This is a genomic window from Variovorax sp. GW822-FHT04A09 (genome assembly GCF_058801005.1).
This window is the reverse complement of sequence record NZ_JBXAMV010000001.1, coordinates 159,322-170,486: the sequence shown is the minus strand read 5'-3', so window position 1 is coordinate 170,486 and position 11,165 is coordinate 159,322. Positions and strand designations below refer to the sequence as shown.

Annotated in this window: 12 protein-coding genes; 3 read left to right on the top strand and 9 right to left on the bottom strand. The window is 71.5% G+C overall.

All coding sequences use genetic code 11. The features are described from left to right. Nucleotides 1-83: 83 nt before the first annotated feature. From AC1RLW_RS00705 to AC1RLW_RS00695, 3 genes are read right to left on the bottom strand one after another with little or no spacing between them, the layout of a single operon-like run. On the bottom strand, nt 84-1,088 hold the full coding sequence (locus AC1RLW_RS00705; protein WP_493191924.1) for a FecR family protein: 1,005 nt from the start codon (nt 1,086-1,088) through the stop codon (nt 84-86). Continuing rightward, entirely contained in the window at nt 1,075-1,635 is a 561-nt protein-coding gene (locus AC1RLW_RS00700) for an RNA polymerase sigma factor (protein ID WP_492676486.1), read from the bottom strand. The genes AC1RLW_RS00705 and AC1RLW_RS00700 overlap by 14 nt, the downstream gene beginning before the upstream one ends. 5 nt (nt 1,636-1,640) lie before the next feature. After that, a complete protein-coding gene (locus AC1RLW_RS00695) occupies nt 1,641-2,363 on the bottom strand; it encodes a secretin and TonB N-terminal domain-containing protein (protein WP_493191923.1) in 723 nt (240 codons plus the stop codon). A 234-nt stretch (nt 2,364-2,597) separates the two neighbouring features. Between AC1RLW_RS00695 and AC1RLW_RS00690 the strand changes: the two genes are divergently transcribed. Next, complete coding sequence (locus AC1RLW_RS00690; RefSeq protein ID WP_493191922.1) at nt 2,598-2,969, top strand: hypothetical protein; 372 nt, start codon at nt 2,598-2,600, stop codon at nt 2,967-2,969. Between the two features lie 244 nt (nt 2,970-3,213). Here the strand turns inward: AC1RLW_RS00690 and AC1RLW_RS00685 are convergent, their stop codons facing one another. Further along, nucleotides 3,214-3,471 (bottom strand): hypothetical protein, encoded by a 258-nt coding sequence (locus AC1RLW_RS00685; protein WP_062482654.1) that lies wholly within the window; start codon nt 3,469-3,471, stop codon nt 3,214-3,216. A gap of 266 nt (nt 3,472-3,737) precedes the next feature. Between AC1RLW_RS00685 and AC1RLW_RS00680 the strand changes: the two genes are divergently transcribed. Next, nucleotides 3,738-4,058 (top strand): hypothetical protein, encoded by a 321-nt coding sequence (locus AC1RLW_RS00680; RefSeq protein WP_062482657.1) that lies wholly within the window; start codon nt 3,738-3,740, stop codon nt 4,056-4,058. Nucleotides 4,059-4,064: 6 nt separating this feature from the next. On the opposite strand, the gene AC1RLW_RS00675 is transcribed toward AC1RLW_RS00680, so the two are convergent. Beyond that, the gene (locus tag AC1RLW_RS00675) at nt 4,065-4,562 is read right to left on the bottom strand and encodes an arsenate-mycothiol transferase ArsC (RefSeq protein WP_070061203.1); all 498 of its coding nucleotides are present in this window, start codon (nt 4,560-4,562) and stop codon (nt 4,065-4,067) included. Between the two features lie 149 nt (nt 4,563-4,711). Here AC1RLW_RS00675 and AC1RLW_RS00670 point away from each other — a divergent pair, with 149 nt between their 5' ends. Next, nucleotides 4,712-4,846 carry a hypothetical protein gene (locus AC1RLW_RS00670; RefSeq protein ID WP_493191921.1) on the top strand — a complete coding sequence of 45 codons (135 nt, stop codon included), beginning with the start codon at nt 4,712-4,714 and terminating at the stop codon, nt 4,844-4,846. A gap of 60 nt (nt 4,847-4,906) precedes the next feature. Here AC1RLW_RS00670 and AC1RLW_RS00665 read toward each other — a convergent pair whose 3' ends face one another. Genes AC1RLW_RS00665 through AC1RLW_RS00650 form a run of 4 tightly spaced genes read right to left on the bottom strand, consistent with a single transcriptional unit; the run spans nt 4,907 to nt 11,121 of the window. Beyond that, complete coding sequence (locus AC1RLW_RS00665) at nt 4,907-7,093, bottom strand: site-2 protease family protein (protein ID WP_493191920.1); 2,187 nt, start codon at nt 7,091-7,093, stop codon at nt 4,907-4,909. Further along, the gene (locus tag AC1RLW_RS00660) at nt 7,024-8,376 is read right to left on the bottom strand and encodes an efflux RND transporter periplasmic adaptor subunit (RefSeq protein WP_493191919.1); all 1,353 of its coding nucleotides are present in this window, start codon (nt 8,374-8,376) and stop codon (nt 7,024-7,026) included. Before AC1RLW_RS00660 ends, AC1RLW_RS00665 begins: the two co-directional genes overlap by 70 nt. Nucleotides 8,377-8,404: 28 nt before the next feature. After that, nucleotides 8,405-9,202, bottom strand: a complete 798-nt coding sequence (locus AC1RLW_RS00655; protein ID WP_493191918.1) for an efflux RND transporter periplasmic adaptor subunit — start codon at nt 9,200-9,202, stop codon at nt 8,405-8,407. A gap of 14 nt (nt 9,203-9,216) precedes the next feature. Beyond that, the gene (locus tag AC1RLW_RS00650; RefSeq protein ID WP_493191917.1) at nt 9,217-11,121 is read right to left on the bottom strand and encodes a TolC family protein; all 1,905 of its coding nucleotides are present in this window, start codon (nt 11,119-11,121) and stop codon (nt 9,217-9,219) included. Nucleotides 11,122-11,165: the final 44 nt, after the last annotated feature.

Here is an 11,165-nt window from a genome sequence, read left to right as displayed (position 1 = left end):
CGCAAGGGCCCGTGGACTACCGAGCTATGACAGCGAAGGTCCGGCGCGACTGCACCATGTCACGAAATCTTCACGAACGCACTTCAGGCGCTCGCGGCGCCCAGCAGCACGATGCCGCCGGGCAGCTGCGTGAGTTCGGCGCCGTACACGTCGCGCACGAGGAAGGCCACGTCGTCCAGCCGGTCGATGGAGAAGCTGGCCTGCACGCGGCTGCGGCCCAGCGCCTCGTTCGTGAGGATGAGCCGGCCGTGGCGGTAGCGGTTGACCTCGGCCACCACTTCGGACAGCGGCACCTGGTCGAACACGAGCTGGCGCCGGCGCCAGGCGACGACGGGGCCGGTGTCCACGCCGGTGACGACGCCGAGCCCCGCGGGGCCGTAGCGCAGCTGTCGGCCTGCGTCGATCCGCGCCTGCTGCGTGCCCTGCGCCACGTCGACCTGGCCCGCCAGGCAGGTCACGCAGACCTCGCCGTCGAGGTGGCGGATGTTGAAGCGCGCGCGCGTGGCCGACACCGTGCCGCCGCCCGCCGCGACCGTGACGCGCGCCGAGGCCGGGCCGCCGGCGAGCACCTCGGCCTCGCCGGACACCAGTTCGATGGCTTCGCCCGCAGATTCCGGCGCCGCGCCGCGCCGCAGGTTGATGCGCGTCTGCGTGTTCATCTGCAGCACCACGCCGTCGCCCATGGCGACCTCGCGCTGCTCGCCGGTGGCGGTGCGGTAGTCGTCGCCCCACTCGGCGACCGAGGGCCACAGCGCCAGCGGCGGCGACACCGCGAGGTAGGCGATCGACGCCGCGACCGCACCGCCCAGGAAGGCACGGCGTCCGGGCACCGGCAGACGGCGGCGGGCCGCCTCGCGCGCTTCCTGCTGGCGCACGCGCTGCGCGGCCGGCGCCATGGCCTGCCACACCTGGCGCGCCTGCACGAAAGCCTGCGCGTGCGCGCGGCTGCGCGCGCACCAGCGCCGGAAGGCCTGGGCGTCGTCTTCGGTGGCCTGTTGCGAGCCGAGCCGCACCACCCAGGCTTGCGCTTCGCGTTGCAGGGTCTGCTTCATGGCCTCGGTCGCCTGGGATTCTTCAGCGGTCATCATGGGGAGACTGTTTTCCGGCGCCAGGACCGAAGCGCTGGATGAAATCCCGGCCGAGCCGCTCGCAGCAATGTTCCAGGCCGGCGCGCAGTTCCTTCTCGACGGTGCGCGCCGACACGCCGTAGCGCGCCGCGATGTCCTTGTGCGGCATCTCGTCGACGCGCGCGGCCAGCACGATGGCGCGGCGGCGGCGCGGCAGCTCGGCCAGCGCGCGCTCGAGCGCCTCGAGTTCGTTGCGCGCCTCGGCGCCGCGCGCGGGGTCGGCGGCCTCGTCGGCCATGTCGTACAGCGCCTCGACCTCGCCCACGCTCAGCAGCCGCGAATTGCTCTTGCGCTGGTCTTCCGCCACGTTGAGCGCGATGCGGAACAGATAGGCCGAGGGGTAGCGCACGGCGCTGCGCACGGTCGAGTTCTCCACGCGCAGGTAGGCCTCCTGCAGCGCGTCGTTGGCGAGGTCTTCCGAGCCGAGGCGGTGGTGCAGGTGCTTGCGGAACTGCGCGTAGCGCGCCAGGAACAGCGCGCGCAGCGAGGCCTTGATCGATTCGGTCATGCGACTCAGCCTGCGCGCGCGCGCAGGTACGGCCGGCAGTCGCGCGCCGGGTCGGGGCGCGGCGTCAGCAGCAGCGTGACGGGCTGCGGCAGCATGGCCGGCGGCGGCGTGTCCAGGCCGAGCGTGCGCAGGCTGGCAAGCACCGTGGCGTCGCGCGCCGGCACGCCGCTGCCCTCGAGCAGGCGGGCCTCGGTGACGGCGCCCGCAGGGTCGATCCACAACTGGACCGCGAGCCGGTAACGGCCGAAGGCGTCGGGCTGCGCGATGCACAGCACGCGCGTGACCGCCCCCTGCAGCACGGCCGCGTAAGCCTGCAAGGCCGGGGCATTGCCGGCCGGGGCGGCGCCCGCCGGCGCGCGTTCGTCGGGGATGGCGGTCGCCGGCTGTGTCGGCACGAGCGTGAAGGCGCTGGCGCCGGTGTAGCGCGCCACCAGCCCGGTGCCCACGAGCATCCGCTGCAGCGCGTCGCGCGGTGCGAAGTCGCCCTGCACCGGCGACGCCTCGCGGCCGTCGGTGAGGCGGCTGGTGACGAGCACCGAATGCCCGGTGAGGTGGCCGAAGACGGCGAGGGAGCGTGCCAGCGGCTGCGCCGGCAGATCGAAATGCAGCGCCGGCGCGTCGCTCGCCGGGTCGTCGGCTGCCGCGGCGTGGGCGGCGCACATCACCAGCGCCATGACCAGGCACCAGGACAGTGTCAGGCCACCGCCCGATGCGGAAGTACGTGTCATGTGACGGAGGATCAACAGCAGCAACGAAGGGTCTGGAAAGCGGCCGTCCGCCGTGCGGCCCGGGTGAGCGTGCGGGCGAGACTAGCGACCGCGCATGACCGACATGTGACGTTTCGTTCACACTTCCGACCTCGCGAGATTCCGTCTTCTTCCTGACTTGCGCGCGGTCCAGACTGCCCGGTTGGCCGTGATCGCGGCACGGCGTTCCTTCTTCTTTTTTCCTGGAGTGCAACGATGCGCGTCGGTGTGTGGCTGTTCGGCGTGATGCTCTCGGTGATCGGCACTGGCGCGGCGGCGCAGACACCGCCCTCCGGTGGCGGCGAGGCCGACGGCAGCTGCGTCGAAGTGGTGGTGAACGGCGAGCGCACGCCCGCCTACGACTGCCTGACCCGCAAGCTCGCGCCCACGATGCCGGCGCGCGGGCCGGACGACGCGGCGCCCGGGCTGGCCTCGGAAGCGATCACGCAGCGGCCGGGCAATCAGCTGGGCTTGTTCAACCGCGCGGCGACCGGGCACCGCATGGGCAACACCTTCGGCACCTCGGTGTATCCGCAGCGTCCGCCGCCGGCGGTGTACACCTCGCCGCTGCTGCCGACGCGGCCCTGAGCGGCGGCATGCGGGAAAAGAGGCCGGGCGTTCAGAGTTGCTGGGTCACCAGCACCACGAACCCGGCCAGCGAAATGGCGACGCCCATGGCTTTCCTGAAGGTCTTCAACATGTCGTGTGCTCCATCGGTGAGATCCGTGAGCCTCGATGGTGCGCCGCTTGCGGGCGCAGCGGGTTTGGCAATCCCGATGGCCGGGATAGAAAAACTTCAACCGCGGGGTGCGGCGGGTGCGGATGAACCCGGTCAGCTCGCCCGTGCGCCGGTCCGGGCTTCGGCGAGCGACAGGCGCTCGCGGGCGAACTGGCTGGCCCGCAGGCGCACGCGCGCGACCGCGGCGTCCAGCGAGGGCTGCTGCATGAAGACGAGCACGCCGCGCTTGAGCCCACGCAGGCGGAGTTCGGCAACGCCGGCATAGCGGCCGCCGGTGGTCTGGCGGATGTCGATCTCGCTGGACCAACCGTCGGAAAGTTCGACGAAAAGATGTTGCTGTGTGGCGCTCATGTCAGTGAGGAGCTTAGGGCTACTGCCGGCGCCGCCCTAGGACATAGTTCCTAGGTATTAGCATTTAATTTCGTTTAATAACAATTTCACGCGCTTCGCGCAAAGGGACACCATGTGTGAACATCCGCATGACTTTCGGCACTCGCGCCGAAACAGCGTGCCATCTAGGATGGAGCGGCCGTGATCCGTCTCCCTCTTTCTGCGCATCCTCCCGACCGGCCTGCCCCGCAGGTCGACACCGTCCGCCCCGATTTCCGCGCCGCCGCATGAAGGACGAGATCCACTCCGCCGAGCACCTCTACACCATCGAAGTCGAGGGCCGCAACGTCACGGTGCGCGACGTGATGGTGGCGGCATTCACCTACCGCATCAAACTCGAGGAGCTGCTCGGCTCGCCCCGGCAGGTCGCGCACTGCTACCGGCTCTGGCGCCGGCTCGAGCGGCTCGACGAGCCCCCCATGACCCGCCTGGACATCAAGTACGCCACCGCCTGGCGCGACGCGCATGCGCAGGCCTGGCAGGTGGCGCAGGTGTTTCTCACCGACCCGCACACCAAGACCTTCGTGCTGCGGCTCGCCGCGCCCTAGATCGCCTCAGCGCATGTGCGCCATGTCCCGGATGTCGGAGCGCAGCGCGCTGCGGTCGGCGCCCACGAGCGGCAGGTTGACCAGCAGTTCGAGCCGGCGGCGCAGCGAGTACAGCACCTGGAGCGCGCCATGCGCCGCGTCGTCCGGGCCGGTGTTGGCGCCGGCCACGTCGGGATAAGGCCACAGCGCCGCATCGGGCTGGCCGGGCCAGCGCGGCTGCAGCGGTTCGAGCGACGGGTCGAGCGTGATGACGACATCGGCGTTGTGCGATCCCGCGCGCGCCAGCAGGTCCCAGCTGCGCGGCGGCGAAGTCGGCAAGGCCATGCCGGCGCTGCCCAGTGCCTCGACGGCCGCGGGGTGCACGTCCGCCGCCAGCCGCCCCGGTTGCCCGCACGAGCGCACCGAAAAGCGCTTCGCATCGAGGTGGGCAAGACAGGCCTCGGCCAGCACGCTGCGCAGCGAATTGCGCCGCGAGACAAAGACAACCTCGATCCGTTTCTGCATGGTCGAACGACTATAGCCACGCCGTGTGGCAGGTGGGTGCCGAAGCACAGGGACCCTTTTGCAGACGCCTGTTTACCCCGGACCTGCAGACATGACAAATAAGTGTAAACACTCGTAAACCTTGCGGGATGGGTCGGCGTTAGAACCGCATGACAACCGACCCTTCCCTCGTTGTGCTTGCTTTCCTGGTCGGTCTTGCCGCGGGCGTGACGCTCATGAGCATGCTGGCAGTCCTGCGTTCCGACCAGGACCGCCTGCCGCACTCCGAGCACACCCGGCTGTAAGGCAGACCGCGGGCATCGCCTGCCGGCACGTGGCCGGCCGGCGCAAGCGGGCGCGCTTGTTCAGAACCCCGACTGCTCGATCAGCACCGAGGTCGCCGCATGGATCCAGCGGCGGGCCAGGCTCTCGCGGGTGCCTTCGAAATGCGCGCGCACCTCGCGCACGCCGTCGACCGGCGCGTCGTCCTCTCCCTCCACCGTCACGCGGAACCAGGCCTCGGCCGGACGCAGGTCTTTTTTCTGCGCGGTCGGGTTGAGCGCGATCGGGCCGCCGTGGTCCTGCGCCAGCAGCAGGTGCGGCAGCCGGCGCACCGGGCTGTTGTCGATGGCGCGCACCTGCCCTTCGAGCTTGCGCGTGCGGCCCTTCACGAGGATCACCGCGCGGCTGCCGGCCGCCAGGCGCTGGCGGTCGTGCTCGGGCACCAGCGCTTCCACGCGCCAGCGCCGGCCGTCGACCACCATCGCCATCAGTTGCGACGGCGCCACCCACGTGCCGGACTGCAGCAGCGGATCGACGTCGCGCAGCGTGCCGCCGTGCGCCGCCACCAGCCGCAGACGCAGCAGCTCGGCGTCGCGCGCGCGGCGTTCGGTGTCCCAGCGGCTGGCCTGCTGCTCGGCCAGCACCTGCTGCGCCGCCGGGCGTTCCTCCAGGCCCATGGCGCCGCGCGCCGCGCGCGCGTAGGCGCTGGACATCACGCGCGCCTTCTCGCGTTCCTCGGTCTGGCCGGGCGCTTCGAGCGTGACCAGCGACTGCCCCGCGGCCACGGTCGCGCCGTCGTTCGCCTCCATCGCCGCCAGCCGCGCCGCGTAGGGCGAGAACACGGGTTGCTCGACGCCCGCCCGGATCACGCCCGGCGCCGAGATGCCGCCGTGCCACGGCACCAGCAGCACGACCGCCACGAGCGCGAGCAGCAGCGCCGCGCCGAGGCGCCGCCGTGGCTTGATCTCGCCGCGCCGCGCGTGCCACACGCGCAGTTCCGCCATCACCGGCCGCACCACGAACACACCCATCTCGACGATGAACAGGAACACGCCCAGCGCCTTGAAAAACGCGTGGTAAACGACGACCGCGATGCCGATGAACAGCACGAGCCGGTAGACCCAGGTGGCGAACGCGAAGGCGATGAGAAAGCGCCGGAAGCCCGGCGTCAGCGTCTCGGGCGACGGATCGTCGAAGCCCAGCAGCCAGCGCCGCAGCGCGCGCCTCGCCTGCTGTCCCGCGCGCTCGTGCAGGCCCGGAAAATCCAGCGCGTCGGTCAGCATGTAGTAGCCGTCGAAGCGCATGAAGGGACTGGCGTTCACGGCCAGCGTCAGCACCCAGGCCGTCGTCGCCAGGAAGAACAGCGCGTTGCGCAGGTCGCCGTCGGGCATGAAGGCCCACAACAGCGTCGACCACGCGGCCAGCACCAGCTCGGCGCAAATGCCGGCCGACGCGATGGCCAGGCGGTGCCGCGAGCGCGCCAGCTTCCAGCTTTCGCCGGTGTCGGTGTAGGCCATCGGCCACATCACCAGCAGCGCGACGCCCATGTGCCCCACGCGCACGCCGTGGCGCGTGGATATGAGCGCGTGCCCCATCTCGTGCAGCAGCTTCGACACCACGAGCGCGCCGGCAAAGCCCAGCACGCCCTCCCAGCTGAGCGCACCGCGCAGGTTGGCTGCCACCGTGTCCCATTGCCGCGCGGCCAGCAGCACGCCGACGCCGGCGGCGAGCACGCTGAGCGCCACGAACCAGCGGCTGTAGAGCCACTCGACCCAGGGCAGCATCTTCTCGAGCAGCCGCGCCGGCCGCACCAGCGGAATGCGCACGAACAGGTAGTTGTTGAGCAGCCATCGCCACGCCGGCATCGGCGGCTTGCGGCGCACGGTGCGCAGCAGTTGGTGCTGTTCGAGAAAGCCCTGGAAGCGCGCCACGTCGTCGGCGTCGGGCGCCAGCGGGGTGTCGCGTTCGATCGCCTGCGCGATGCGCGCAGCATCGGCCATCGGCCAGCGCTGCAGGATCTCGAACTCCAGCCAGCCGATGCGAAAGAACAGGTTGCGCACCGGGTCGCACACGTGCCAGGCCGGCGAGCCGTCGCCGTTGGCGCCGGCCGGATGGATCTGCAGTTCCTCGCGCAATGCCGGCCACGGCGGCGGCGACGCAGCGCCCGCAGGAGCGCCACGGCCTGCGAGCGCCGTGCCGCTCAGCACCCGCACCACTCCCGCGCCGCCGCGAACGGCCGGCGCAGCAGCAGGTAGCCGAGCACGGTCCATTCGCCCGACACGCGCGCCGTGCCGCGCAGGCCGATGCGCGCCACGCCCGAGGGTTCGCTCAGGTGGCCGCGCAGCTGGTAGCTGGCCACGCCGTTGGGCGCCTCGACCGCCTGGTAGCCGGCGTGGTCGAGCCGGGCCGACACCGGGTCCAGCGGCGCCACGCGCAGGAACAGCGTCATGGGCGCGCCCGGCGCCAGGTTGACCGCCTCGCTCACCGGCGCCCAGGCCTGCACGCCGAGCACGGCCGGGTCGGCCAGCAGCCCGACGCGTTCGCCGGTCTGCACCGGACGGCCAGCCCAGTCGTCGGGGTCGGAGTACACGAACACGCCCGCCGCCGGCGCCTTGATCTGCAGCTGCGCCACTTCGCGCTGCAGCGCACCCACCTCCACCTCGCGTTCGCGCAGCTTGCCTTCGGCCAGGCTCAGCTCGGCCTTGGCCGATTGTGATTCGATGGCCCGCTGCGAGGCCTGGTGCAGTTCCAGCCGCGCGGTCGACAGCGCCGCGCGCGCCACGGCCAGGCGGTTGTCCAGCGTGGTGTCGTCGAGCTCGGCGATGGTCTGGTCGGCCACCACCGGCGTGTTGGGCGGCACGGTCATGCGGCGGATCACACCGTCGCGCGGCGAGGCGATCACCTGGCTGCGTGTGGAGATCACCTCGGCCTGCAGCAGCGCGTACTCGCGCACCGGCACCAGGAGCGCGAGCGGCAGCAGCGCCAGCGCCCAGCGCAGCGGCTTGCGCGCCCAGGCTTCCTGCAGCAGCGTGCCGATGGAGCGGCGGCGCCCGGTCAGTGCCCACCACGCATGGCCGTACATCGCGGCGGCCTGCAGCAGCAGGAACTCGGGCGCCTTGGCGTCGAACTCGGTGGGCCACGGCGCCTCGCGCGCCAGGAACAGCGCGGCGCGTGCGCGGCCGTCGGGGTCGGCCATGGGCAGCACCCACACCTGGTCGGGCAGCCAGTCGGCCCATGAGGCGGCGAGCGCGGGCGGCAGCATGCCGGGCGACAACGCCAGCACGCGCGCGGCGGCCGGCAACTCGTCCAGCCGCGGCTTCAGGTGGTCGGCCACCGAGGCCAGCCACAGCGCATAGGGCGAGTCGGACTCCACATCGGCCAGCCCCGAATGCGCCACCAGCCGCGTGCGGCGCGCGCCGAAGAAGCCGACCAGCGCGGCCTGCCGGTACGGCGCGATCGCGTGGGTCTCGTTGCAGATCAGGAAGGCCAGGTCGGCCGGGCGCTGCGCCGCGCGCACCTTCGCGGCCAGCGCATGGAACGCGAGATCGGTCACGACGCTCCGCCCTTGCCGCGCGCGGCGCTCATCCCCTGCCGACCGGCGCGCGCACCTGCCCGCTCATGCCCGGCAGCACCTGGCCGGCCGCGTCGCCCGCGAGCTCGGCCTCGATCTCGATGGTCTGGCTCACCGCGTCCACGCGGCCCGACACGCGCGTGACCTTCAGCACCACGGCGGCGCCGGTCTCGTCGACCGTGGCGTCCAGGCGCTGGCCGGTCTTCAGCCACGCGAGCCATTGCGAGGGCACGTTCATGCGCGCCTTCAGCGGGCCGTTGCCGACCAGCTCGACCACCGGCGCGCCGGGGTTCACGCCCTGCCCCACCTTCACATGCACGCGCGCCACCTTGCCGGCGAACGGCGCCACGAAATTGCACTGCGCGATCTGCGCGTCGAAGATGCGGACCTGGCTCTGCGCCTTGTTCACGTTGGCCGCGGCCAGCTCGACCTCGATCTCGGCCGCCGACTGAAGGCCCTGCAGCTTCAGCTTGCCCACGTACTGCACCTTGGCGGCCTCGTGCTCGGCACGCGCGGCGGCGCGGCGCGCCTGGATCTCGTCGCATTCGTAGGCGGCCAGCACCTGGCCCGCGCGCACCGTGTCGCCCAGGCTCACCGGCACCTTCGCGAAGCGGCCCGGGGCCGAGGCCGAGAGCACGCTTTCCTGCGCGGCCACCACAAGAAAACGCACCGGCGCCAGGTTGCCCGGCGCACCCGCCGGGGCGGTGCGCGGCGCGGGTGCCGGCTGGGCGCCGGCCTGCAGGGCACCGCCCAGGGCGCAGGCCAGGAGCACGGCGATGCGAAGCGCGGAGAAGGACGACGGTTTCAAGGGCGGGCTCGCTTTCACTTCTGCGTCACCGTGGCGCCCGTGCGCGCGAGGCGCCGCACGTCCGTGATCACCGACAGCGTCGCCGCCTCGGCGAAGGCGCTCACGGCGCTTTCGGTCGTCACGGCCGGCACGTAGCTGGCGTAGTTCTGCGACAGCAGCTCGCGCCCGCCCGGCTCGGCCAGCGTGAGCCGCCACTGGGCGCGCGTGGTGCCGCGCTGCTGCGGCACATTGCGCTGGAAGGCCAGCGTGAGCACGAGCGCATCGGCCGACCCCGAGGACACCAGCTCGTTGCGCGTGACGATGCGCTCGACCGCGCCGCGCACCGCCGCTTCGCTCACGCCCGACGGCAGGTCGCGCACGCGCACGCTCACCGGCCGGTTGCGCACCGGGATCAGCGCCGCTTCGAGGAACACCGCCTTCTCGCCTTCGGCCATGCTCTGCTCGATGGCCTTGGCGACGGTCTTGATGTCGGTGCTGGCCACGGTGGCCGGCATCAGGTCGATGCCGACCGAGTTGAGCACCCGGCCGTACGAGGTCTGCGTGGCCGCATAGGCCGTGGCCAGCTGGAAGCGCGACACCAGCGCGCGCGCATCGACGCGCAGTGCCTCGAGTTCGCTCTCGAGCTGGTTGCTGGCACCGGCGCGCGCCACGCTGGCCATGCGCTGGTCGACGCGGCTGGATTCGGCCGCCAGCTCCTGGTCGACCACCGCCAGCTTGTAGCGCTCGGCCGACACGCGCACCTGCGTGACCACCGCCATGGTCAGCGCCAGGCGGCGCGCTTCGTCGGTCTTCTTGCGCGCGTCGTTGGTGCGGTTGATGGCCGGGATGGCCGCCAGCCGGAACAGGTCCATCGACAGGCTCACGCCCGCGTCGCTCCAGTTGCTGTTGTAGAGGAAGGAGTTGGAGTCGTAGCGCGCCCCGGCGTACAGGTTCAGGCCGGGGAACAGCGAGGCGATCTGCTTCTTGGTCTCGGCGATGCCGATGCGCGCCTTGTAGTCTTCCTCGCGCAGCTCGGCGCGGTTTTCCAGCGCGGCGACCTCGAGCTTGTCGATGTCCAGCGTGACGGGCGCGCGCCCGTCCTGCGGCCCTTCGACCAGCGTGAAGTCGACGCCCGGCGGCAGGCTCATGAGCGCGGCCAGCTCGCGCTTGGCGAACTGCATTTCCTGGCGCTTGGCGTTGACCAGCGACATCGCATCGAGCAGCGCGCGCTGGTAGGCCAGGCCCTGCGCGGGCGGCAGCACGCCGGCGCGCTCGGCCTCGCGTGACTTCTTCAGCGCATCCTCGATGCGCACGGCCAGCCGGTCGGCATCGCCGATGAGCTGCTGCGCACCGATGGCACGCCAGTAGGCGCTGCGCACGTCCTGCGCGATGTTCTGCAGGATCTTGCGGCGGCGCTCCTCCGCGATGTTGACCTCGTCGGCCGCCTGCTTGGCGCGGAAGTAGCTGATGCCGAAGTCGAGCGCGTTCCACGACAGCGTGGCGCGCCCGAAGTAATGCGAGCGCTGCTCCGAGGTCGAGGGCCGCAGGCTCACCACGCGGTCTTCGATGCCGATGCTGGTGCCGCCCGAATCGTTGCTGCGGTCGTTGTAGCCCGCGTCGGCCACCAGCTTGGGCAGCATGTCGGCGGCCGACACGTCGAGCAGGCCGCGCGCCAGGGCCGACTCCATGAGCTTCAGGCGGTAGTCGGCGTTGTACTTGAGCGCGCGCGCCAGCACCTCGGAATACGTCATGGGCGTGGCGACCGTGGCCTGGTCCTTGTACAGCTGCTTCTGGTCGTGGCGCACGCGCACCACGATCTCGTCGCGCGTGAGCTGCACCGGCGTCATGCTGCAGCCGGCCAGCATCAGCGCGGCCGCGGCGGCGGGCCACGACAGGGGGAAACGGAAGGTCGACGCGGGTTGCTTGTGAATGTCGGTCATGGTGCTCGATGGATAGGACATGGTTCGATGGCTCCGGCGTTTTT